Origin of the sequence: Lacihabitans lacunae (assembly GCF_042649125.1) — a bacterium.
Lineage (GTDB): Bacteria > Bacteroidota > Bacteroidia > Cytophagales > Spirosomataceae > Leadbetterella > Leadbetterella lacunae.
Map to the genome: position 1 here is coordinate 1854304 of NZ_JBHRYQ010000001.1, position 25168 is coordinate 1879471.

At 37.9% G+C, this 25168-nt stretch carries 20 protein-coding genes; 12 read left to right on the forward strand and 8 right to left on the reverse strand.

Annotated elements, in window-relative coordinates:
- Positions 1-4: 4 nt before the first annotated feature.
- From lepA to ACFOOI_RS08115, 3 genes are all read right to left on the reverse strand, one after another.
- Positions 5-1795, reverse strand: a complete 1791-nt coding sequence (lepA, locus tag ACFOOI_RS08105) for a translation elongation factor 4 (protein WP_379836873.1) — start codon at positions 1793-1795, stop codon at positions 5-7.
- A 279-nt stretch (positions 1796-2074) separates the two neighbouring features.
- Positions 2075-3562 (reverse strand): capsule assembly Wzi family protein, encoded by a 1488-nt coding sequence (locus ACFOOI_RS08110; RefSeq protein WP_379836875.1) that lies wholly within the window; start codon positions 3560-3562, stop codon positions 2075-2077.
- 27 nt (positions 3563-3589) lie between these two features.
- Positions 3590-4837 (reverse strand): DUF819 family protein, encoded by a 1248-nt coding sequence (locus ACFOOI_RS08115; RefSeq protein WP_379836877.1) that lies wholly within the window; start codon positions 4835-4837, stop codon positions 3590-3592.
- Between the two features lie 573 nt (positions 4838-5410).
- On the opposite strand from ACFOOI_RS08115, the gene ACFOOI_RS08120 reads away from it, so the two are divergent.
- Complete coding sequence (locus tag ACFOOI_RS08120; RefSeq protein ID WP_379836879.1) at positions 5411-5872, forward strand: Lrp/AsnC family transcriptional regulator; 462 nt, start codon at positions 5411-5413, stop codon at positions 5870-5872.
- A 1-nt stretch (position 5873) separates the two neighbouring features.
- Complete coding sequence (locus ACFOOI_RS08125; protein WP_379836881.1) at positions 5874-6689, forward strand: N-acetylmuramoyl-L-alanine amidase-like domain-containing protein; 816 nt, start codon at positions 5874-5876, stop codon at positions 6687-6689.
- Here ACFOOI_RS08125 and ACFOOI_RS08130 read toward each other — a convergent pair whose 3' ends face one another.
- Positions 6690-8225 (reverse strand): S8 family serine peptidase, encoded by a 1536-nt coding sequence (locus ACFOOI_RS08130; RefSeq protein ID WP_379836883.1) that lies wholly within the window; start codon positions 8223-8225, stop codon positions 6690-6692.
- Positions 8226-8273: 48 nt separating this feature from the next.
- Here ACFOOI_RS08130 and ACFOOI_RS08135 point away from each other — a divergent pair, with 48 nt between their 5' ends.
- Genes ACFOOI_RS08135 through xerD form a run of 3 tightly spaced genes read left to right on the forward strand, consistent with a single transcriptional unit; the run spans position 8274 to position 10891 of the window.
- The gene (locus ACFOOI_RS08135; RefSeq protein ID WP_379836885.1) at positions 8274-9554 is read left to right on the forward strand and encodes an aminopeptidase P family protein; all 1281 of its coding nucleotides are present in this window, start codon (positions 8274-8276) and stop codon (positions 9552-9554) included.
- Positions 9555-9556: 2 nt separating this feature from the next.
- Positions 9557-9976: an OsmC family protein gene (locus ACFOOI_RS08140; protein WP_379836887.1), complete on the forward strand. Its 420-nt coding sequence runs from the start codon at positions 9557-9559 to the stop codon at positions 9974-9976.
- Between the two features lie 6 nt (positions 9977-9982).
- Positions 9983-10891, forward strand: coding sequence for a site-specific tyrosine recombinase XerD (gene xerD, locus ACFOOI_RS08145; RefSeq protein WP_379836889.1), 909 nt, complete (start codon positions 9983-9985; stop codon positions 10889-10891).
- On the opposite strand, the gene feoB is transcribed toward xerD, so the two are convergent.
- Genes feoB through ACFOOI_RS08160 form a run of 3 tightly spaced genes read right to left on the reverse strand, consistent with a single transcriptional unit; the run spans position 10888 to position 13289 of the window.
- On the reverse strand, positions 10888-12990 hold the full coding sequence (feoB, locus tag ACFOOI_RS08150; RefSeq protein WP_379836891.1) for a ferrous iron transport protein B: 2103 nt from the start codon (positions 12988-12990) through the stop codon (positions 10888-10890). The two genes, xerD and feoB, sit on opposite strands and share 4 nt — an antisense overlap.
- Positions 12991-13000: 10 nt before the next feature.
- Positions 13001-13180, reverse strand: coding sequence for a FeoA family protein (locus ACFOOI_RS08155; RefSeq protein ID WP_379840209.1), 180 nt, complete (start codon positions 13178-13180; stop codon positions 13001-13003).
- Entirely contained in the window at positions 13107-13289 is a 183-nt protein-coding gene (locus tag ACFOOI_RS08160) for a hypothetical protein (RefSeq protein ID WP_379840237.1), read from the reverse strand. Before ACFOOI_RS08160 ends, ACFOOI_RS08155 begins: the two co-directional genes overlap by 74 nt.
- A 158-nt stretch (positions 13290-13447) precedes the next feature.
- Between ACFOOI_RS08160 and ACFOOI_RS08165 the strand changes: the two genes are divergently transcribed.
- The 4 genes from ACFOOI_RS08165 (at position 13448) to ACFOOI_RS08180 (ending at position 19282) form a co-directional block, all read left to right on the forward strand.
- Positions 13448-14239 (forward strand): TatD family hydrolase, encoded by a 792-nt coding sequence (locus ACFOOI_RS08165; RefSeq protein ID WP_379836893.1) that lies wholly within the window; start codon positions 13448-13450, stop codon positions 14237-14239.
- Entirely contained in the window at positions 14232-15104 is an 873-nt protein-coding gene (locus ACFOOI_RS08170; RefSeq protein WP_379836895.1) for a DMT family transporter, read from the forward strand. Before ACFOOI_RS08165 ends, ACFOOI_RS08170 begins: the two co-directional genes overlap by 8 nt.
- A gap of 709 nt (positions 15105-15813) precedes the next feature.
- The gene (locus ACFOOI_RS08175; RefSeq protein ID WP_379836897.1) at positions 15814-18243 is read left to right on the forward strand and encodes a TonB-dependent receptor; all 2430 of its coding nucleotides are present in this window, start codon (positions 15814-15816) and stop codon (positions 18241-18243) included.
- Positions 18244-18247: 4 nt separating this feature from the next.
- Complete coding sequence (locus ACFOOI_RS08180; RefSeq protein ID WP_379836899.1) at positions 18248-19282, forward strand: DUF4249 domain-containing protein; 1035 nt, start codon at positions 18248-18250, stop codon at positions 19280-19282.
- Between the two features lie 776 nt (positions 19283-20058).
- Here the strand turns inward: ACFOOI_RS08180 and ACFOOI_RS08185 are convergent.
- Positions 20059-22194, reverse strand: coding sequence for a S9 family peptidase (locus tag ACFOOI_RS08185; protein ID WP_379836901.1), 2136 nt, complete (start codon positions 22192-22194; stop codon positions 20059-20061).
- Positions 22195-22336: 142 nt separating this feature from the next.
- On the opposite strand from ACFOOI_RS08185, the gene ACFOOI_RS08190 reads away from it, so the two are divergent.
- The 3 genes from ACFOOI_RS08190 to ACFOOI_RS08200 are packed head-to-tail and all read left to right on the forward strand — an operon-like array spanning position 22337 to position 25141.
- Positions 22337-23461 carry a Re/Si-specific NAD(P)(+) transhydrogenase subunit alpha gene (locus ACFOOI_RS08190; protein WP_379836903.1) on the forward strand — a complete coding sequence of 375 codons (1125 nt, stop codon included), beginning with the start codon at positions 22337-22339 and terminating at the stop codon, positions 23459-23461.
- Between the two features lie 3 nt (positions 23462-23464).
- The gene (locus ACFOOI_RS08195) at positions 23465-23752 is read left to right on the forward strand and encodes an NAD(P) transhydrogenase subunit alpha (protein WP_379836905.1); all 288 of its coding nucleotides are present in this window, start codon (positions 23465-23467) and stop codon (positions 23750-23752) included.
- A 3-nt stretch (positions 23753-23755) separates the two neighbouring features.
- On the forward strand, positions 23756-25141 hold the full coding sequence (locus tag ACFOOI_RS08200) for an NAD(P)(+) transhydrogenase (Re/Si-specific) subunit beta (protein WP_379836907.1): 1386 nt from the start codon (positions 23756-23758) through the stop codon (positions 25139-25141).
- Positions 25142-25168: the final 27 nt, after the last annotated feature.

Here is a 25168-nt window from a genome sequence, read left to right on the forward strand (position 1 = left end):
AATATTAGCCATTTATTTTTAAAACCGCCATAAATGCTTCTTGAGGCACCTCTACGTTTCCGATTTGTCTCATACGTTTTTTACCTTTCTTTTGCTTTTCAAGAAGCTTACGCTTACGGCTAATATCACCACCATAACATTTGGCAGTAACGTCTTTTCTCATTGCTTTAACGGTTTCTCTTGCAATAATTTTCGCTCCAATGGCTGCTTGAATCGCGATTTCGAACTGTTGTCTAGGCAATAACTCTTTTAGTTTTTCACATAGTTTTTTACCCCACTCGTAGGCTTTGTCTCTGTGTACTATCGCCGAAAGTGCATCTACAGGATCACCATTTAGCAACACATCTAGTTTTACTAGTTCAGACGCTCGGTATCCGATTAATGAATAGTCAAGTGATGCATAACCTCTTGAAATAGTCTTTAATCTATCGAAAAAGTCAAAAACTACCTCCGAAAGAGGCATTTCGAAAGTTAACTCAACTCTAGTAGCTGTTAAGTAAACTTGGTTTTTTACTATTCCTCTTTTGTCCATACAGAGCTTCATGATACCGCCTACATAATCTGAGGCGGTAATTATCTGAGCGTTAATATATGGTTCTTCTATCGCGTTTATCAGGTTTGGGTCTGGCATTTCTGAAGGTGCCGAAACCTGAATCACCTCGTCTCTTTTAGTATGTACAATAAACCTTACAGAAGGAACTGTGGTAATAACCGTCATTGCAAATTCTCTTTCGAGACGCTCCTGTACAATTTCCATGTGTAGCATTCCTAAGAAACCACATCTGAAACCAAAGCCAAGGGCAGCAGAAGTTTCGGGTTCCCAAACAAGCGAGGCGTCGTTAAGTTGAAGTTTCTCCATAGACTCACGAAGTTCTTCAAAGTCAGTGGTTTCAACTGGGTAAATACCCGCAAAAACCATAGGTTTAACTTCTTGGAATCCGGTGATAATTTCTTGCGTAGGTTTATCTACGTGCGTGATAGTATCCCCTACTTTAACTTCTTTGGCAACTTTGATACCTGAAATCAGGTAACCCACATCACCACATTCTATAACATCTTTGGGTAGTTTTTTTAATTTCAAAGAACCAATCTCGTCTGCTATATATTCTTTGCCTGTGGCCACAAACTTTACTTTGTCTCCTTTTCTAACTCTACCGTTTTTAACTCTAAAAATTACCTCGATTCCTCTGTATGAATTAAATACTGAGTCAAAGATCAAACCTTGAAGTCTACCTTCTGGGTCTCCTTTTGGAGCAGGCACACGGTTAATAATAGCCGAAAGGATGTCGTCAATACCGATTCCTTCTTTGGCAGAAGCCAAGACAATATCATCAGGATCAACTCCAATGAGATCCACGATTTGGTCTTTAACCTCCTCAATCATGGCCCCTGGTAAATCTATTTTGTTGATAACCGGAATAATCTCCAGATTATTTTCTAAAGCTAAAAAAAGGTTACTAATAGTCTGTGCTTCAATTCCTTGAGCAGCGTCAACAATCAAAAGTGCACCTTCGCAGGCAGCTATGGAGCGAGACACCTCATAACTAAAATCTACGTGGCCGGGAGTATCTATCAAGTTTAGGGTATATTTTTCACCATTAAAAACATAATCCATTTGGATGGCGTGACTCTTAATAGTAATACCTCGCTCACGTTCCAAATCCATGTCATCAAGCAATTGGGCCTGCATTTCTCTGGCTGTAACGGTACCCGTAAATTCTAAAAGACGGTCGGCAAGGGTACTTTTTCCGTGGTCAATATGGGCAATAATACAGAAATTACGAATATTTTTCACCTAAAAAATTATTATATTTTGAAACCTAAAACGGTTATTTTAGTCCTTAATTTAAAAATTGCAAAATTAGCACAAAAACAGCAATTTTTCGTGTTTATGTTACCAAATATTTAAAGACAAGGATTTATGTTTTTTTGATTAACTTTTTAATACTGGAAAAAAGAAATTATTTACGATTAAAAAAGGAAATTATCTTTTCAAACAAGATAACAAAAAGAGAGGGTGAGTGTTTTACAATTTCATGGATTCTGCTGCTTAACTCTTAGTGGACTTTAGCCCCTATTCCCAAAAACGCTTAAATGTAACTGAAAAACCGTAGTTATCATTTATTAGATCGCCTTGCTCAATGCCGATACCAACATTTATTAAGCCTTTCATTTTTACTGCAGGAATGCTCGCTTTTACGGCAAAAGAAGTCTGGTCGGCAGTACCAAATTGCTCAAATCTCGGCGAACCGAAGTTTCTACTGAGTGACATTTTAAACTCTAAATCTACCGAATTTAGTTTTGTATGCACACCCGTGTAAAGTGCTTTTATCCGATTGTTATTCACCAAGAAATTATCCCAAGGGGTTCTTTTTTCACTTCTAATCTCAGGGTCCGGAATCATGAATGGCGTGCCGATAGTTTGATCATTATATGACCAACCGTCTAAATACTGCCCATGGTTAAAATAAAAATTCTGATTGGTGCCGTAATGCTTGCCATAAAAACCAATCAATCGCAAAAGTCCCGCTCTGTAAATACCTTGATTGGTGGTATGAAGAAACTCGAATACTACTTTTTTAAATATTGGATTCTCTTTTTTATTTTCAAACGAAAGGCCGTAAAGGCCGTCGTCAATATTAGTGAGACTACTAAAAGTCTGCCCAGTTTCAAAAATTATTTGTTTGTAACCCAAAATCTTAAGATTCTTAAAATTTAGCTCCCCACCCATATCTATTTGGCCTAGGTGGTTTCCAAATCTATTTTCGTAATCATATCTGCTGTAGCCCGAAGTGCTGTCGTAACCAGGATTTATCAATGGGAAAACGATATTTCTAAATGCTACCCAATCTTTGGCGAAGCCACCCTCTATGTATCTAGGATCATCTACTGGCACGGTATATTTTGGAGTGCCTCCCCACTGTGCATTATGCAAAATACCTCCATAGAGTTTTAGCTTCGAATTTGGCTTTCCGATACGAGCATACAGACTTTTTTGATGTAAAAAATAATTTTTCACATAATCTTGATTTCCAAACCAACCGTGAGAAAAATGCCCCTTAACTGCAAACCAATCAAAAAACAATCGTCTATATTCTGGAATGGAGATTTTAATTTCTGGAATAGGAAGAGCATTTCCCGACCATGAAATTGACCCACTACTGAGGGTACTGTCTACCAAACCATAAATTTGCTTTTTACGACCCGCAGTTATGGCCACTTTGCCCAAATCTATCCTGTAATATGCCTCCGGAATAATAATTTTAGCCTGTGCTCCCACTACCGTAACCATGTCGAAACAAAAGTTCTTTTTAAAAAACTTATTGCTAGTATCTAACTTAGATTCAATACTTTGCCTAAAAAGAACGGTATTGTCAGCCGTAGGAATAGCACCATATTGGTTGCTTCTTAGCCAGAAAGGGATCTTATTGTTTGTGGAGTAATACCCACCTACCTCTACCGCGTACTTAAATGTATTGTTTTGGGCATACGAATTCCCACAGCTCAATATAAAAATGAACAGTAGGAGATGTGTATTTATTTTTTTAGTAAAATTTCCCATACGGTGATGGGAATAAAATATCAAAAATCAAGCCAAGACCCAACGAATCAGTAAAGCAGTAAGATAGCCACCATATGTACCCACCGAATAACCTAGCACCGAAAAGATAACACCCACCGATACTAAAGTAGGATGAAAGGCCCCAGCTACCACTGACGCAGAAGCAGCACCGCCAATATTAGCTTGAGAACCCACTGCCATTACAAAGTATGGCACCTTAAGAATTTTAGCCGCAGTTAATACAAAAATTACGTGAATGAAAATCCAAATAATCCCTACTAAAAACAATCCTAGATTTTGAGATATAGCCAATAGATCCATTTGCATACCAATAGAAGCCACCAAAATATAAAGAATAAGTGTAGCGATTTTGGAAGCCCCCACATTTTCAAGTTCTCTGACTTTGGTTTGTGAAAGAAAAATACCAAGAGCCGTAGTAATAAAAACTACCCAAAAGAAAACAGAGGTAAGACTAAACTTGCTCCAAGAAGGATGATTGGCAGAAATATACGGAACTATGAGGTCTGCGAAAAAATACGCAATACCCATGCAAACAAAACCAACCGACAAAATAGTCAGATAGTCCATGAACTCAGGAATTCGTTCATTTTTTGTTTTATAGTCGTGAAGCTTGGCTTTCATGTCTGCCACCAAAGATTGGTCTGCCCCTAGCCAATTATCTATGCGTTTGGTATACCCTACGCCAATCAATAAAACGGCCAACCAAGTTTCAGCCACAAGTACGTCTACAGCTACACACTGAGAAAACACATAAGCTGATGGCTTCACTATCTCTTTTATGGCGGTTTGGTTAGCTCCTCCACCTATCCAACTTCCTGCAATAGTACCCAAACCTCTCCAAAGCTCGCCCCCTTCTTTTCCTGTAAAAACCTCTGGCATAATTACAGAAACTACTTTTGCCGCCAATGGCCCACCCAAAATAACACCTAACGTGCCAGCCAAAAACACCAATACAGACTTAAGGCCTAACTTTTTGAGCATATCAATATCTAAACTCAAAGTAAAGAGTAGTAAACAAACCGGAAGTAAGTATTTTGAAACAAATGGATAAATCCCTGAATGTTGACCCGAGAAAAAACCTACAGAATTAAGCACTCCTGGAATGAAATAACAAAGGAGTATAGGAGGGAATATTTTGAAAAAAGAAACTAAAAAACGGTTTGTGCTTTCGGCTAGTTTAAAAATTCCGAAAAGGATTAGAAAAAGAATACCTAGAACAACGGCGTCATTTTCGATTAGAACTTGATTGGGCATTAAAGTTTTTTTTCAAATATATAGGTTGGGAAATCTAAAAAAAAGGAAAGGGATTAAAAACAAAACACACAACCCGCAAAATGGGATTGTGTGTCGCAATTACACTTCATCAACAAACTAAAAACCAAATAATGTTTTTTGCTATACAAATATGCAAAAAAAATAGGCATGAAAAAAACAATCTCTAAAAAAATTCTTTTCACGCCTATAATGGCTGTAGGAGGGGGAGTCGAACCGCCCACGGTGCAGTTAGCCAAAAAGCAAAATTTGGTGGTCAACCCCAGTCGGAACTGAAAAACCCGTTCGGCTTTACTTTATGTTTATCCTGTTACCACCACCCCCGAGACAGGAGGGCACGGCTGCCAATTTCGTCATCCTACAGTATATTTTTGAACGCTACGCAATATCCTTTGTCTCATTATTGCTCTGCAAAGTTAAGAGGTTTTATTTTAATTATAAAAATTATTTAAAAAAAAATTGAAATATTTTGCAAACATTTAGCAATTCATTAAATTAGCTAAAGAATATTCAGAAAACTTACAAAAATTAGGATACTTACTAAACGATATATAGATGAACAAAGAACTAGTAGACGAAATAGATTTAAAAATACTCAGAATACTCAGTGATGACGCCAAAGCCTCTTACTCTGATATTGGAGAAAAGGTATTTTTAACACAAGGGGCCGTACATACCCGTGTAAAAAAAATGGAAGCCTCGGGTGTAATAATAGGCTCAGGCATAAAAATAGACACTAAAAAGTTGGGTTGGGACATATCGGCGTTTTTGGGCATTTACCTCGACAAGAGCGAAATGTATGACGAAGTGGCTAAACAAATAAAAGAGATATCAGAAATAGTGAGCATAAACTACACCACTGGAAATTATAGTATATTTGTGAAGTTAATGTGTAGAGACACCGCCCACCTGAGAAGTGTGTTGCACGATAAAATTCAAAAAGTTCAGGGAATTCAACGAACGGAGACATTTATTTCGTTAGAAGAAAGTCTATTTAGATCAGCACCCATATTTTAGTATGAAGTATTTATTTTATTTTATTTTCGGAGTTTCGTTGACTGCAAATGCTCAGTTTAACCAAAAACTTATTAGTGAGAAACTTACCCTACCTCCACAAACCAAAATAGAGGAAACCATCTGTCAGATTGGGAAGTCTTTTTTAGGAACCCCATATGAAGGCGGCACGCTAGAAGGTCCCGAAGAGAAACTAGTTTGTAAACTCGATGCTTTTGACTGCTATACCTTTGTTGAAAATGTTTTAGCCATAAGCTTAACCAAACACAGTCAAAACCCAACTTTTGAAAACTATATAGACAAACTCATCAGGCTGAGATATCGAAATGGAAATATAGATGGTTACACTTCGCGTATTCATTATTTTGCTGAATGGGCAAAACTAGCACAAGCTCAAAAGATTTTAGTGGATATGACTCCAGCTTTCGGCGAGAAAATGATTAAGCCTATAAACTTTATGGGAACCCACCGTGCCTATTACCCGTCATTTAAAACCGATAATAAAATTCACGCAGAAGTGCTTCAGATGGAGAAAAAACTGGAGAAGTATACTTTTTATTATATCAAAAAAGAAAATTTTTCTACTTACGAGGCAGGTATAAAAAATGGCGACATTATAGCATTTACTTCTAATGTGGCTGGGCTAGACGTAAACCACGAAGGGTTTGCTATTTGGCAAAACGGAAAACTAAAACTTATGCACGCATCGCTTGAACAAAAGAAAGTTATCATTTCGGATGAAACTCTTTTGGAATACATGAACCGAATAAAAAAACACAGCGGCGTAATGGTTTTACGTGTAAATCAGCCGCTTGGCTAATTACTCCGTTTTCCAACGAACCTCTACTATCCTGTTTTTTCCTACTAAAGTGGTATACTTTATATCTTTTGGCCGTTTGAGAAATGCATTCTTTTGGGGTTTTTCGCGGTAGTTTTGATCTATAACCACTTTGTCAGATATTTTATGAAATATCAAAAGCTCCTCTGAGAAGTATTCTGAAAGGTTAACTTCTTCTACACCTTCTATGTTGACTACAGCCTTGGGTTTATAGTCTCCCGAAAACACATTCGCAATTTGAATTACGTCCGGATAACCCGCTCCTATATAAGTATTTGGGACCCCAGAAAGAATTCCAGAAGATTTCAAAATGATTTTAAGTTCGTCAGAGGTTAGGTCCGGTTTAATTCCAAGCAAAGCAGCTGCTAAACCTGTAATGACAGGAGCAGAAAGCGAAGTGCCAAATTCTGAATAGGCGGTCACATCCGGTTTCACAAATGAAACAGCAGGGTTTCCTTTGGAGCTGTACCCCATTTTTAAGCCTTGCTTGTCATTTGCCCCAACAGAAAGCACCTCTTCCACATCTCCGGGCGAAGCCACTATACCTCCCCATTTTTTGTTTTCTCCTTCGTTTCCGGCGGCTACTACCAATATCATCCCTTTTTCTTTTACCGCTATTTGAGCCCCTTTGGCTATTAGGGTGGTTTTTCCGTCCATTTGGTCTGGACTATAGCTTTCAGCTGGATTTGTAAAACCCATGGTATATCCCAATGAAGAATTGGCCAAACGAACTCCTAAACTGTCCAGCCATTCTATGGCCGCAATCCAGCTATCTTCTTCTATTCTTGCCTCTTGTTTTCCAGACTCCGTTCTAGCCAAATAAAAATTAGCTTCAGTAGCTAAACCTGTATAAAGCGACCTCGAACTGTCTTTTCCGGCAATGAGCTGCCACACCGCAGTACCGTGAAAATCTCCGTCCGATTCTTTTGTGTTAAAAAAGTCTATTTTATCAGGATACAAAAAATCACGATACGCTTTTACCTTTTTTTTATCAAAAATATGTTTGAGTAAATAATTGTCAGGAGCTTCAAAAAAGCCACCATCAATAATCCCTACATCTACTTTTTGAGCTAAAAAACCTCCACGAATTAGTTCCTGCCCGTTCATTTGGGTAATGGCAAAAGGAGCTTGAAAATTTTCTATTTTAATCGATTTATTACTTTCGGAGTTATAACTCAAGTATCCAGATGAGATTGGCTCAATACTTTTTATTTCTGGTAAAAAACGTAACGAATTTGCCTGAGTGGGAGTTAGATATGCAGAAACGGCATTAAACCATCGGGAGATATTGACCGTCTCGATGTTTAGCTTTTTCAATACTTCTAAACTTTGTTTTTTGGGGCCAAAATCTGTGACTTGGTTTACCTCCAAACCCAGCATACGTCTATTTTCGACGGTTTTGGGAGAAATAACTGGATGAGAGTTTAAGTCTCTTTCATTTAAATAGACCCAATATTTTTGTTGGCCAAAAGAAAGAGATGAATATAAAAGGCAAAATAAAAGTGTTAATCTGCTCAAAATGGACTGAATTAATTAATATTGCAATATAGACCAATAATAACGAAAATGAGGTACGAAAAAATACCTAAAACCTTATTTATAAAAAACCGAGAGCGGTTCGCTCAAAAAATCAGACCGGGCTCTTTGGCTTTTTTTACATCTAACGAAACCATGCCTACCAACCGCGACGGCGTGATGGGTTTTATCCAAAACAGTAATTTATTTTATTTTTCGGGAATAGATCAAGAAGACACGCACCTGCTAATAGGCAAGCCTATAAACAGTGAACAAGTTGAAGAAATTTTGTTTATTAGAGAAACCAACGAGACCATCAAGATTTGGGAAGGTGACAAGCTTTCTATGCACAAGGCAAATGATAATTCAGGCATAGCACGCATACATTGGAGCAAAGATTTTTGGTTACAACTGGAGCAAATTTCGAAAAACTATAACCGTTTTTTGTTTTATGACGATACGGCCTCACAGGCTGAATTATGCTTTATTTCGAGAGAAACTGAATTCCAAAAACAGATAAAGAAAAGATTTCCTCATTATAAATATCAAAAAACAAACAGCATAGTTGACGCTCTCCGGGAAATAAAACAGCCCGAGGAAATAAAATTAGTAAAGCAAGCGATAGAAATAACAAGAAAAGCGTTTGAAAACATTGCGGTTATTTTGAGGCCTCAGATTCAAGAGTACGAAATAGAAGCTGAAATTAGTTATGTTTTTTTATGTAATAAATCTCGCCGCCATGCTTTTCAACCCATAGTGGCTTCGGGCAAAAACGCTTGTGTGCTACATTATGTAGAAAATAAAAAACAGTGCCTTGAAAATGAGTTGGTACTGATAGACTTTGGGGCCGAATATGGCAATTATAATGCCGACATGACCCGCACGCTGCCTGTAAACGGATTCTTTACGCCCAGACAAAAAGAAATCTATGACGCAGTTTTGCGAGTATTAGTAGCTACAAAATCAAGGATGATACCGGGTAATACGCTCGAAAATCTAAACAAAGAAGCCAAGGCCTTCATGGGACAAGAACTTATAAACGTAGGACTAATAACCGCCGAACAACTGGAAGAAGAACCTAAAATAGTTTCTACTTATTTTCCGCACAGCGTTTCTCATTTTTTGGGACTAGATGTGCATGACGTAGGCAATAAAAAACACAAGTTTGAACCCGGCATGTTACTTACCTGTGAGCCAGGAATTTATATAAAAGAAGAAAACATTGGTATCCGACTCGAAAACGACATCTTGATTACAGAAGATGGGCACCTAGATTTGATGGCACACATACCGATTACAAGTGAAGAAATAGAAAACCTTTTAGATCAATAACAATGACGCAAACATCAAAAATTACGTATTTAGGAAACCTATCGACCGAAGCAGAACATCTTAAGTCTGGGCAAAAAATAATAACAGATGCACCTACCGATAACAACGGCAGAGGCGAAGCCTTCTCTCCTACTGACTTAGCAGCCACTTCGCTTGGCAGCTGTGCTATCACGGTGATTGGCATTGCCGCTCAAAAAGAAGAGCATGAGTTTAAAAACACTGAAGTGGCCATTACTAAAATAATGAGTACGGATTCGCCAAGAAGAATTTCAAAAATAAAAGTAGAATTTAGCTTTACATGTGAACCAGCACTTACTGACGAACAAAAAAGACGCTACGAGCGAGTAGCACATACGTGTCCTGTGGCCTTGAGTTTACACCCAGACATAGAACAAGAAATGATATTTACATGGTTAAATTAATAAGAAATGGATTGGTCTTTTGAATTAAATGGCTTTAAAAACTTTTTGAAATTAGAGCGAGGCTTGGCCGAAAATTCGGTTGAAGCGTATTTGAGAGACACCCAAAAATTATTTCAATTTTCGGAGTTAAAACAACTATCGAAAAAACCAGGAGAGTTAAAAACAGATGATATTCATCTGTTTTTAGTTTTTTTAAACGAACTAGGGCTAGAAGCAAATTCGCAAGCACGGATACTGAGCGGCATAAAAGCTTTCTATGAATTTTTGAATATAGAAAAACTCGCCCAGCACGACCCCACCCAACTCATAGATAGCCCTAAAATCACACGTAAACTCCCCGAGACATTACATTATCATGAAATAGAGCAAATGCTAGGCTTGATAGACCTCAGCAAACCAGAAGGCCCAAGAAACAAGGCCATGATAGAAGTGATTTACAGTTGTGGACTTCGTGTGTCAGAACTAGTCGGTCTAAAGATTTCAGACTGTAGATTCAAAGAAGGCTTTGTAATAGTGACAGGAAAAGGAAGCAAAACCAGACTAGTACCAATTGGTCAGCAAGCCATTAAATATGCCAATATTTATTTAAACGAAATCAGGCCACAGGTAGACATCCAAAGTGGCTATGAAGATATTTTGTTTTTAAACAGAAGAGGAAAAATGCTAACACGCGTGATGGTTTTTATAATCATCAAAGACTTGGCAGAAGCAGCCGGAATCAGGAAACAAATATCTCCGCATACTTTTAGGCATAGTTTTGCCACGCACATGGTTGAGGGCGGTGCAGACCTTCGTGCCGTGCAAGAAATGCTCGGGCATGAATCTATTACCACAACTGAAATTTACACGCACTTAGACAGAGCTTTTCTGCAACAAACGCTACGGGAGTTTCATCCGAGAGGAGGAAAAATTTAGCTTAAAGCCCAATAGACAGCCAAGGCAGAAACATAAGCCAAAACACTCATGTAGGCCAACTGAATCATCGGCCATTTCCACGACTTTGTTTCCCGATAGACTACGGCTATGGTGCTCATACACATCATGGCAAAGGCATAAAATATCAATAAAGAATATGAAGTAGCAACTGAGAAAACCGGCAATCCTGTATCTGGATTTTTCTCTTTTTTCAAACGTGATTTTATGGTAGCTTCGTCAGCATCATCAGCACCTATGCTGTATATGGTAGAGATTGTTCCTACAAAAACCTCACGAGCAGCAAAAGATGTTATCAGAGCGATTCCTATTTTCCAGTCATAACCAAGCGGCTTAATGGCTGGCTCAATAAACCTACCAAATATGCCGGCATACGAGTTTTGAAGCTTTTGCGAAGCCACTTTTCTTTCCAATTCGTGGGTACTCATGGTTGGGTTTTCTTGCTTCACGTGCTCTTCTACTTTTGAGAAGTTTTCGCCTGGACCATAAGAAGAAAGCACCCAAAGTACAATCGATATAGCCACAATAACTTTTCCGGCTTCAAAAACGAAGGTCTTTACTTTTTCTAAAATTGTATAAAAAACTTGCGTCCACCTCGGTTTTTTGTAGGTAGGTAACTCCATTACGAAGTAACTCTTCTCGCTTGTTTTTAGGAAATACTTCATCATCCAACCGGCCAAAAGTGCTGAAAAGAAACCCAATAAATATAAACCCATTAGAGCCAAACCTTGATAGCCAAATATCCCGAATAGTTTTTGATCAGGCACTACAAGTGCAATTAGAATGGTATAAATAGGCAGACGAGCAGAGCAACTCATAAGCGGTGTAACCATGATTGTAATCAGTCTGTCTTTCCAGTTTCCTATAGTTCGGGCAGACATGATAGCAGGCACCGCACATGCCATACTGGAAATAAGCGGCACTACACTTTTTCCACTCAAACCAAACCTACGGATAACCCTATCCATTAAAACTACCACACGTGCCATATAACCCGATTCTTCTAAAACAGATATAAAGGCAAACAAAAATGCGATTTGAGGAATAAAAATTAATACGCCGCCAATACCGGCAATCAGTCCGTCGGTGAGTAGGTCTGTTAATTTACTTTGAGGCAGTTCATCTTTTAAGAAATTATTTAAATCTGCGATTCCGCTATCGATCAAATCCATCGGATAACCTGCTAACGAAAATACAGACTGGAAAATGAGGAATAAAATCCCCAGAAATATGACATAACCCCAAACTCGGTGAATAAGGATGTTATCTATTTTTTGAGAAAGTGTAAGCACATCGTGCTTTTCGTGCTCAACCTCCACTACTTTATCTAGCGAGGTATCTATATCTTTATATCTTTCAATTACTTCGTCTGCCTGAAATTTATCGCCATCAAAATTTATTTCTTTAGATTTTTGAAGCAAATAATCAACATCCTCGGTACTCAAGAAACTAAGTTTTGCGTTTTGTCCCAAAAACTGCATGGCTGCATATTTGGTTTTCAAGCCAAACTTGTCTTTAATTTCGGTTGCAATTTCTTGATATTCCTCCCCTACTATTTCAGGATTTACGTGAACTTTAAGGTTTGTTAAAGTCTTAAAAATCGTCAATTTTAAGCCTTCTAGTCCAATCCCTTCCCGGGCATTAACCTCTAAAACCGGTACTCCCAATATTTTTTCTAACTTGGGCGTATTTATAGTAATTCCCACCTCATTGGCCACATCAAGCATATTTAAAGCCAATATACTCGGTATACCTAAGTCATTAACTTGCTCAAAAAGCAGCAAATTGCGTTTTAGGTTGGAAGCATCTGCTACCACTACAGCGAGGTCAGGAAAATCTGGATTATTTTTATTTGAGAGAACTTCTAAAACCACCTGCTCGTCAAGCGAATTTGGGTAAATACTGTAAGTACCAGGAAGGTCTATAACTTCTATGTCGCTTCCTTTGTGGATTTTGCAAAAGCCTACTTTTTTATCAACAGTCACGCCCGGAAAATTTCCGATTTTTTGACGGAGGCCTGTAAGGTGGTTAAAAAGTGATGATTTTCCGCAATTGGGGTTTCCTATAAGAGCAACTTTCATTTAAAACAAATTAACTAAGCAAAATGGTTATGGCCTCAGATTTCCGAAGTGAAAGCTGATAATTATCTCCAACAGTTATACAATACGGACAGCCCAAGGGAGCCTTATGGTCGAGCTTAATAACTGTGCCCGGCAAACAACCCATTTCCAATAGCTTTAAAGCCAATTTCGTATCCTGAAATGACGCTATCTTCCCCTTCTCTCCCTCTTTTAAATCTGCTACTGTCATCTCCTGAGTATAATAAATTAGACTGATTATAAATAAGAACACAAACATACGTGATTTTGTTCTTTACCATATTTTAATTTTCAAAAAATTGATGAGAATCATGTTTTTAATTAATTCTACAATCAATATATCAATAGAAATAAGAACATTTTTTTTATTCAAAAAATCTCACCACTCCCCTTTCAGTAGCTAATAAAATCTTACTTTTGCATAAAAAAATACGCCTAGATGATTATTGAGACGCATGCCCATATATACGACGAACAGTTTGACTTAGACCGAGACCAAATGCTGCAGAGGGCTTTTGACCTTGGCGTAGAGCAAATTTGGATGCCAAACTGTGACTCAAATACCATACCTGGCATGCTGGCTTTAGAAAGACAATATCCTGGAAAATGTATCCCGATGATGGGCCTGCACCCATGCTACGTGGCCGAAAACCCTGAAAGCGAAATGATAGTAGTGGAACAATGGCTTTCTGAAAGACCTTTTGCAATGATTGGCGAAATTGGTTTGGATTATTTTTGGGACCTTAGTTTTGTATTACAGCAAGAGTCCGTTTTTAAAAGACATCTTGAACTTGCAAAAAAATATAACCTGCCGATTTGTATCCACAGTAGAAACTCAAAAGACAACAGCCAAAATGCTATAATTCGCTGCTGCGAACTGATAGAAGAGTTTGGATGGAAAGACCTCCGCGGAATTTTTCATTGCTTTAGTGGAAATCAGCAAGAAGCCGAGCGTATTATTTCCCTAAATTTCCTTTTGGGCATAGGAGGCGTTGTAACTTTCAAAAACGGAGGCTTAGATGGTTTTCTACCAGAAATTGGCTTAGAACATTTGGTCTTAGAAACTGACGCTCCATATTTGGCTCCAGTGCCTTTCAGAGGAAAACGAAACGAGGTAAGTTATCTAGACAAAATCATAGAAAAAATAGCTCTTCTAAAAAACACCACTGAAGAAGAAGTCAGAAGACAAACTACCGAAAATGCTAAAAAGCTAATCAAGCAAAATGCTTAAAAAAATCACCCCAAGTGGCCAGTTTATTATTCTGGGCATTGTGTTCGCTATGTTTTGGTCATCAGCTTCGGTGGCAGCCAAAATCGGTGTGAGAACGATGGAGCCTCTGATGCTATTTCAGTTCAGGTTTTTTTTGGCCGGCATATTACTTCTAACTTATTCTTTCTTTTTTGAGAAATGGCGAATGCCCAACCGAACCGAATTTAAGGCCTTAGCTATTTTTGGCTTTCTAAATATCACGCTTTACTTGAGCTTGTTTGTGTTGGCTATTAAAGAAGTGGCTGCTGGCATCGGAAGTTTATCGGTTTCTTTGGGACCACTCTTAATGTCTATTATTGGAGGTTTAGTTTTGGGTAAAAAAATAAAGTTTACGCACGTTTTAGGTCTATTTCTCGGCCTACTTGGTGTATTTTTTGCAGTTTGGCCTTTACTTCAAAACAGCTTTGCGACGGTTAGAGGTCTCATTTATTTATTGATAAGTATGATGAGTTACAGTGTAGCCGCCATATATTTTTCCGAAAAAACTTGGACATTGCCACGCTTCGCTATTAATGGTTGGCAAGTGCTAATAGGCGGAATTTTCATGCTCCCATTTACTTTATACTTAAAAGAAAAACCTATTGAAATTACCCTAACTTCGTTTTTCTCAATTCTTTGGTTAGTAATTCCCGTTTCAGTTTTATCCGTAAATCTTTGGTTAAGGCTCCTAAAAATAGATTCACTCAAAGCATCTTTTTTCCTTTTTTTAAGTCCAATATTCGGCTTTATATTTTCATCTTTCATCCTGAATGAGCCTTTTACATGGCATACATTACTTGGTTTGGTGTTCGTACTTTTTGGTTTGTTTTTAGGACAAAAAAAATAGTGCGTTTTTTTTAATATCTAAGCCTTAACCAAAAACGTAACGCGACTTTTCAAGTCGCAAAGAAAAGTAATCTCAAAATATTACGCTAGCCAATAACGTAACGCGACTTTTCAAGTCGCAGAGAAAAATAACTTTCAAGTTACAATAAACCACGATTTGCAAAATCGTGATACGTTAAATTGTCTTATGACTTTGCTAGTAGCAGAGAAAAAAAACTCGAAATAACCCTAAACAATAACGTATCGCGACTTTTCAAGTCGCAGAGAAAAACAACTTTCAAAATAACAAACCACAATTTACAAAATCGTGATACGTTAAATTGTTTTACGACTTTGCTAGTAGCATGAAAATCCTTAAAACAACTCTAAACTATAACGTAATGCGACTTTTCAAGTCGCAAAGAAAAACAACTTTCAGAATAGTATTTACCACGATTTGAAAAATCGTGATACGTTAAATTGTCTTGTGACTTTGCAAGTCATATAAAAATCCTTAAAACAACGCTAGCTAAAACGTAACGCGACTTTTCAAGTCGCAGAGAAAAGAATGGCTTCTCTTTATTGCTAACCACGATTTACAAAAACGTGTTACTAAAATTTTTGGAACGCAAATGGTAAAGTCAAAAAACCTTTTTTACCGTTAAATAACTTCTTAAAAATAAAAGCTTTGTTTGCTCCGTTACACAGCTACTATAAACTTTTACGACTAAATGAAAAAACTCACACAACTAGTGGCGACTTGCCTCTTGGTAAATTTTAGTGTCCATGCCCAGCATACCATCAGTGGCTTTGTTAGAGAACAAAAGTCAAAGGAACAGCTTATTGGCGTAAATATTTACCAAAAAAATACTACTCGCGGCGTAAACTCAAATTCATATGGATATTATTCGCTTTCGCTTCCAGCTTCAGATAGCGTGACCCTTGTTTTTTCAATGGTAGGATACAAGAAAAAGTCAATTACAATTCCTTTTCAAAAAAACCAAAAGATTGATATTGAACTTGAAGACGAAAATTATTTAGAGGAAGTGGTGGTATCCTCAAAATCAGAAAAAAACAAGTTGAGTGACTCACCCAATATGTCTAAAATAGATTTACCGGTTGATCAAATCAAAAACATCCCAACGCTTTTGGGTGAAAAAGACGTACTAAAAGTTATTCAACTTTTGCCCGGAGTACAAAAAGGCTCTGAAGGCCAGTCGGGCATATATGTGCGAGGCGGCGGACCTGATCAAAATTTGATAATCCTCGACGATGCAGTGGTTTATAATGCTAGCCATTTATTTGGTTTTTTCTCCACTTTTAATGGTGACGCCCTCAAAAGCGTGGAACTAACAAAAGGCGGTTTCCCGGCGAGGTATGGTGGTAGGCTTTCGTCGGTGATAGATTTAACCATGAAAGACGGCAACAAACAAAAGCTATCAGGCGAAGGCGGGATTGGCCTTATCAGTTCGAGGCTGATGTTAGAAGGGCCGTTGCGTATTAATAATTCGAAACCGGCCAAGGGCTCATTTTTGGTTTCAGGCCGAAGAACATATGTGGACATTGTGGTGCGGCCATTTATAAAAGCTCAAAATTCAGGAAATTCAAACAATGAGAAAACAGGATATTATTTTTATGATTTAAACTCAAAGTTTAATTATGATATTAATTCCAAAAATAAAATATACTTAAGCACCTACATGGGAAAAGACAAATTCTATGACTCCTATGATTCTGAAATCAAAACATACTCAAATGGACTAAACTGGGGTAACCTGACTGGCACCTTACGTTGGAATCATCTTTTTGGAGAAAAAACTTTTGGCAATGCCTCCATAATTTACAGCAAATACAACTTCAATATTTTCTCAAATGAAACAAGTATTGACCGCACTAAACCGAATGATTTTAAGCTAAATTACAACTCAGGAATCGAAGATTTTTCATTTAAATATGACATTGACTATTTTTTAAAACCCTCCTTAAGTTTTAGGTTTGGAGCACTTGCTATTCACCATAAGTTTACGCCAGAAGCGGTTGTTGTTAAAGACCAAAATGCAAGTGTAGATATTAATAATCAAAACGCATATAAAGTCTGGGAAAATGCTCTTTATGCCGAAAATGTATGGTCTCCTACAGCAAACTTAAAGATAAATTCAGGTTTAAGACTAAGCCAATACCTAATTAAAGACGCACCTACATTAAAATTAGAGCCTAGGATTTCAGCAGCCTACAAGCTCAAAAACGCCATGGCCATTAAGGCTTCTTATGCAGTTATGAACCAATATTTGCACCTGTTAACCAACACAGGTATTGGCCTCCCTACGGATCTTTGGGTACCCGCCACCGCCAAAGTAGCACCGCAACAATCCAGTCAGTTTGCTGTTGGCATAGTGAAAGACATTGACCCCGAAAAGGGCATTTCGCTGAGTATAGAAGCATATAATAAAAAAATGAGTAATATCTTAAGTTATAAAGAAGGCTCAAGTTTTTTATCTATCGAAGACCCAAGCAACACAGATAATGGCAGTTGGGAAAACAAAGTAACAAGCGGAAATGGCACCTCTTATGGAATAGAGTTTTTGCTACAAAAAAAAGTAGGTAAGTTTTCGGGTTGGGCGGGTTATACTTGGTCAAAAACCGAATGGATATTTCCAGAGTTAAATTTTGGAAAGAAGTTTTTCCCAAAATACGACAGACGGCATGACATTTCATTAGTTGGAATATATAAGCTAAATCCGAAAATCACTTTTTCAGCAGTATGGGTCTACGGTACAGGCAATGCACTTACTATCCCAACCTCTTCGTATTCGGCTTACCAGAGTAACATAAACAAAGATTTCTATCAAAACGGAGAATTGGGCTGGTGGTCGTATAAAGTCAAAGAATACGGCCAAAGAAATAGCTTCAGGGCAGAGCCTTACCACAGGCTAGATGTAGGAATAAAAATACGCACTCAAAAAAAACGATTCGAAGGTACTTGGGACGTCAGCGTGTATAATGCTTACAGTCGAAAAAATCCATTCTTTTATACAGTGGAGTCACAGAATAACTTTACACAATCTCCTAATAGCTTTAGTACCCCTTCAAACAAACTGGTACTAAAGCGATATTCCTTGTTCCCAATTATTCCGGCCGTTACTTACAACTTTAAATTTTAATAAGATGAAAACTTCAGTTAAAACACTCGCACTTATAGCTCTCACTTATAGCCTTATATCATGTGAAACTTTGGTAGACGACCTGCCTTTATTGAGATTTCCAGAGCTCAAAGAAAAGCTGGTCTTGACGAGTTTCATTAGTCCGCAAGACACTGTTATTTTTGTGAGTTTAAACAAGTCTGTGCCACTATTTGAATCCCAAAAACTAGATACCACCAAAATTAAACTGCCAAATGGAGACTCAACTTTTTATTTGCGATTTACAGACATCGTAAAAAACGCAGAAGTATATATTTCAGACGGAGTAAAAACCGAAGTTTTGAAATTTGATGACAACCTAAGTTTTTATAAAATTTCGGCACTAAAGTTCCCAATTATTGCTGGAAAAACATACACTATTACTGCTCGTAGCGAAGGATTAGAAGTTTCTGGAACTACCACAATTCCAATTAAAAAAGTAGATATAAAAAACTTGGTGCTTTCTGAAAAGTTAGATATCAGAGATAGTTTTTATGGGAAAGATAGTATTTTAAGTTTTCAAATAGATTTTTCGTGGAAAGATGTGCCAAATGAAAATAACTATTACAAAATAAATGGAGAACTAAGCTATTTAAGCATTGATCCGATTTCAACATATGTAGAAAATAAAGTTAAAGTGGAGTATGTAGAAAAAGTTAAATACACGTATTTGGCAACAAATAACACATATGGAGCTAGTAGAGGCCAATACTACACGGATAAAAATGCCGACGGAAATGATTTTAAAATATCGAATGCAACATTAACTCAATATCCAACCCTCGCAATCTCAAACAATGAGGTATTCAAATCTAAACCAGCAAAAAATGCCAATAAAACCATAAAGCTTCAGCTTTTAAACATCAGCAAAGAGTTTTATGAGTATCAGATTTCGCTTTTTGATTTTTTTCAAGCAGAAAATAACCCATTCTCAGAGCCCGCTCCAGTATATACCAACATAAAAAATGGACTAGGATGTGTGGCAGGTTTTAATACGAATGAAGTGATAATGAAAAAATAAGGAAAAACGACATTTCGACAAAACTAAAACGTAACGCGACTTTTCAAGTCGCATAGAAAAGCAACCTTCAAAACAATAACCTAACGCGACTTTTCAAGTCGCAGAGAAAAATATGGCTTCTCTTTATTGCTAACCACGATTTACAAAATCGTGATACGTTAAATTGTTTTACAACTTTGCAAGTCGCATGAAAATCCTTAAAACAACCCTAAACAATAACGTAACGCGACTTTTCAAGTCGCATAAAAAAAATGGCTTCTCTTTATTGCTAACCACGATTTACAAAATCGTGATACGTTAAATTGTCTTGTGACTTTGCTATTAACAGAGAAAAAAAACACAAAATAACCCTAAACAATAACGTAACGCGACTTTTCAAGTCGCAGAGAAAAACAACTTTCAAGTTACAATAAACCACGATTTACAAATCGTGATACGTTAAACTGTTTTATGACTTTGCAAGTCGCATGAAAAAACTCGAAATAACCCTAAACAATAACGTAATGCGACTTTTTAAGTCGCAAAGAAAAGTATAGCTTCTCTGTAATTGCTAACCACGATTTACAAAATCGTGATACGTTAAATTGTCTTGTGACTTTGCTAGTAGCAGAGAAAAAAAACTCGAAATAACCCTAAACATTAACGTAACGGGACTTTTTAAGTCGCAGAGAAAAAACCTTCAACATGCAATAACCAAAAATTTACAAAAGCATACCACAAAAAAAGCAGAAGCTCAGTGATGAGCTCTGCTTTTTTGAAATTATTTTTTATCTGTTTTATCTTGCTCCTGCGGCACAGTTTTCTTTTAAGTATTTGGTAAACAAACCCCTAAGGTGTTCGATTGTGCCTTCGCCTTCGTTTATGCTATGCGTGCGATTTGGATAGGCCATCATGCTAAATTGTTTTTTATTTTTGATCAGTTCATTTATTAGCATCTCAGCATTTTGGTAGTGTACATTATCATCACCAGTTCCGTGAATGTAAAGTAAATTACCTTTCAGATTTTTGGCATGTGTCACAGGTGATCCTTTCACAAAAAACTCTTTGTCGCCTTCGTCTATTAGGCCCATATAACGCTCCTGATAGATATTATCGTACGTCAACTGATTAGCAACTGCCGCTACTGCGATGCCCGTTTGGTAAAGGTTTGGATACTGAAATAACAAATTACACGTACTAGAACCTCCACCACTCCAACCGTGCACAGCCACGCGAGAAGCATCTATAAAAGGAAACATCTCCATCATTTTTTTAAGGCCATTGGCTTGGTCTTGGATGTTTAGCTGTCCTATGTTTTTGTAAATCGCTTTTCTCCAAGCCGCCCCTTTTGGTGCTGGGGTGCCCCTATTATCTATCGAAGCATAGATATAGCCATCCGCGGCCATATTTCCATCATAAAGTCTATTCATTCCCGTTCCCCATCTATCTACCACGGTTTGTGCTGCAGGTTCACCATACACACTCATCACGATCGGATATTTTTTATTTGGGTCAAAATTAGCAGGCTTCACCATCCAAGCGTCTAAGCTGGTGCCGTCATCTAGTTTAATAGTGAAGAAACTCAAGTCTTGTCCTTCTTCTTTTTTGAGCTGAGAGGTAATATCTTTCCCCATGGCTTTTCCTGTTTCTAAGTTCAAAAACTCATATACATACCTTTGGTCATGGCTTGAATAAATATGAAATGCAAACTTCCCGTCTTTCGAAATATTGTACATATGCGTACCCGGTTGGTTCATTGGTGTTACACGCTTAGCATCCTCATTTTCAGAGATATTTACACTATATAAGTATTTTTGAGTGGCGTTTTCTGGCGAAGCGTAAAAATATAAAATCCCACGCTCCTTATCTATACCAGCGGGTTCCATCACATCAAAGTTTCCTTTTGTAATTAAGGTTTCTTTTCCATTTTCTTCTTTAAATATATGTCTGTAGCCATCTTTCTCCGATATCCACATGAAACCATTTTCTTGCAATAACCATCCCGACGGCTTCTCTTCGTCCCACTTGGTATTTACATCTACCCAAGTCGTATTTTTTTCCTCTAAAATTACTTTGGCTTGTGCCGACTTGGGATCAACCTCATATACCTTAGAATGGTTTTGCCTACGGTTTAGTTGTTGAACAATTAGTTTTGAGCCATTCCAATCCATTCTTGGCAAATAGTTTTGTGTAGTCTCTCCCGGAATCTGCATCCAAGTATTCTTTCCAGATTTGATATCTACCACGCCAATTTTAGCTCCCGAAGGTGCTTGCCCTACTTTTGGGTACTCAACAGGCACATTGTATGAATAAATAGAATCGGTATTGTTTATCATCATAAAATCGCGGATGGTACTCGCATCTATCTGCCAAAACGCAATGCATTTGCTGTCCGGACTCCATCTGAAGCCGTCTCTACAGTCAAATTCTTCTTCATACACCCAGTCAAAGGTTCCGTTTATTATTCTTTTGTTTTTAGAATTATCCGTTAGCTTTTTTATTTTCCCAGAAGAAAGTTGCTCCACGTACACATTATGCTCACTAACGTATGCCACGTGCTGTCCATCAGGAGAAAACTTGGCAAACATTAATGACGAAGCAGGTAGACCAATTCCGATTTGTTTCAAAGCCTTGGTTTTGGTATCAAAAAACCAATAGTCGCCTCGGGTTTCATAACGCCAAACTTTTTTGCTATTGGTGTAGACCAAAGCCATGTCTTCGTTTTCAGAAAGTACGAAATCTTTTATTTCAAGTTTTTTATCCAAAAATCCGGTGAACCAATCTAAGTTCTGTCCACTAGATAAATCTGTTTTTAAAATTTTGTTTTCTTGAATTTCATAAAAAGCTTTTTGTTTAGCGGACCATTTGATATCAAACTGGCTAAAAGTCAGATTACTTAATAAAACTAGAAAAACGAGCAGTTTAAATTTCATAAAATTTGGTATTTTGAGTGATTGACAAAAGAATCTAGTATAATTTTTCCTAATATTGATAATATTTCAGCAACAGGATACTATTTATACGCAATATTTATATTTTTGCCGAAATAAACAAACCACTTTATTCTACTATATTATGAAGATTGGAGTACTAAAAGAAACAAAAGGACATGAAACCCGCGTGGCACTAACGCCAGATGTGGTAAAACAGGTCATAAAAAAAGGATTCGAAGTCTGTGTGGAAACAGGAGCGGGAGACTTAGCGGCTATTTCAGACGCTGATTTCCAAGCGGCCGGTGCACAGGTGTGTTCGAAAGCCGAAGCAAGCCAAAGCGATGTGGTTTTAAAAGTAAATTCATTTACGGAAGAAGAAGTTGCTGGACTCAAAGAGGGCAGTATCTGTATTTCGTTTATGTATGCGTATACCATTCCTTCGGTTATCGATGCCCTTAATGCTAAGAAAATCTCGGCATTTTCTATGGATGCTGTTCCGAGAATCTCTCGAGCACAAAAAATGGATGCCCTAAGTTCACAAGCCAACCTAGCCGGTTACAAAACCGTCATATTAGGAGCAAATGCTTTGGGAAAAATATTTCCATTAATGATGACCGCAGCCGGAACCATCACTCCTACAAGGGTTTTGATATTTGGTGCTGGAGTAGCAGGTTTGCAAGCTGTAGCTACCGCAAAGCGTTTGGGTGCAGTGGTAGAAGTAACTGACGTTAGACCCGAAACCAAAGAACAAGTGGAGTCATTGGGCGGAAGGTTTTTGACTGTAGAAGGCGTAGAAGGTGTAAAAGTAGAAGGAGGATATGCCAAAGAGGTATCTGCCGAATTTTTACAAAAACAAAAAGAACTAGTAGAAGCTAAAATTAAAGACGCAGACTTGGTAATTACCACAGCTCTCGTAATTGGCAAAAAAGCTCCAGTTTTAGTAAGTGAAGACATGGTTAAATCTATGAAAGCGGGTTCAGTTATAGTAGACATGGCCGTAGAGTCTGGTGGAAACTGTGCGGTTTCGGAAATAAACAAAACGGTAGTAAAACACGGCGTTACCATCATTGGAGAGTCTAATTTGCCTGCCTTGTTGCCCGTAAATGCGAGTCAACTTTATGCGACCAATATCAGCACTTTATTGTTTCACTTGGCTGACAAAGAAGGCTTTAAATGGGAAATGGAAGAAGAAATCACCAAGGGATCTTTAATCACGCATCAGGGAGCATTGGTACATGAATTTACAAAAACCATCTTAAACAAATAAATCATGAATGCAGAAGGATTAATCATACTATTATATGTGTTGGTTTTGGCCAGCTATTTGGGTTTTGAACTTATTGCTAAAGTTCCACCTACCTTGCACACGCCGCTTATGTCGGGTTCAAATGCAATCTCAGGCATCACGATTGTGGGGGCGATATTGGCAACAAACGAACTTGGATATACGCAACTAAGCAAATGGCTGGGCATGTTGGCTTTAATATTGGCCGCTATAAACGTAGCTGGTGGCTACGCTGTGACTGACAGGATGTTGAAAATGTTTAAAAAGAAATAAATTATGAATATTTATATACAAATCGCCTATTTGGTGGCCTCGATTCTTTTTATAGCAGGTATAAAAATGATGAACAAAACCAAAGAAGCAAGAAAAGGAAACTTGGTTTCTTCGGTAGGTATGTTAATTGCCATTTTGGCAACGGTGGTGCAGGTTCAAGCCATCACGCTTGTAGACATTTTGGGATGTATGGTAGTGGGTTCTGCCATCGGTTTGTATTTTGCTTACAAAGTAGAAATGACCGAAATACCTGAAATGGTAGCACTTTTTAACGGTTTTGGAGGTTTAGCTTCAGTAGCTGTTGCTCTTTCTGACTATTGGTTAAAAACTCAAGAACAAGCTATAAATGTAGACGCTATAACAGCAGTGAGTGTTGCTTTATCCATTTTTATTGGCGGCATTACGTTCACGGGTTCTATTGTAGCTTATCTAAAACTTGGAGGAAAAATATCTGGAAAGCCAATTATGTTTGGTGGACAGCATATGGTAAACCTTCTGTTGCTAATTGCAGCTATTGGCTTAACGGTGGTTTCTATCATGAACCAAGCTGACCCAATTTTTATCTTAATTCTGGTTGCAGTTTCTTTGCTATTGGGTATTTTGACCGTTATTCCGATTGGAGGAGCAGACATGCCCGTAGTAATTTCATTGCTAAACTCATACTCAGGTATGGCGGCATGTACCACAGGTTTTGTGTTGAATAACAACGTATTGATAGTAGCAGGTGCTTTGGTAGGTGCTTCAGGAATAATCTTAACACAGATTATGTGTAAAGCCATGAACCGCTCGCTTGTCAATGTACTTTTAGGAGGCTTCGGTCAAACTGCTTCTGCTGCCGCTGCTGATGGCCCAGAAATAACGGTAAAAGAAGTTGGGGTCGAAGAAGCTGCAATGCTATTTGATTCAGCTACTTCGGTTATTGTGGTGCCGGGTTACGGTATGGCGGTTGCTCAGGCTCAGCACGTTATCAGAGAACTTTCTGAGCAATGCGAAAAGCGTAATATCGACTTCAGATTTGCGATTCACCCTGTGGCTGGCCGTATGCCAGGTCACATGAATGTGTTGTTAGCAGAAGCAAACATTTCGTACGACAAACTTATAGAAATGGACGATATAAACGACGATTTCTCAAACACTGATCTTGTGTTTGTGGTAGGTGCCAATGACGTAGTTAACCCTGCGGCTCGCACTAATCCACAGAGTCCGATTTTTGGTATGCCGATACTTAATGCCGACAAAGCCCGTACGGTTATCGTGAGTAAGCGAAGTATGGGGAAAGGATATGCAGGTGTAGAAAACGAACTATTCGGCTATCCGAACTGTCTGATGCTATTTGGTGATGCTAAACAGACCATCACCAAAGTGGTAAATGAAATGAAAGAGATGTAAAAAATCTTTCTATAATAAAACAACTAA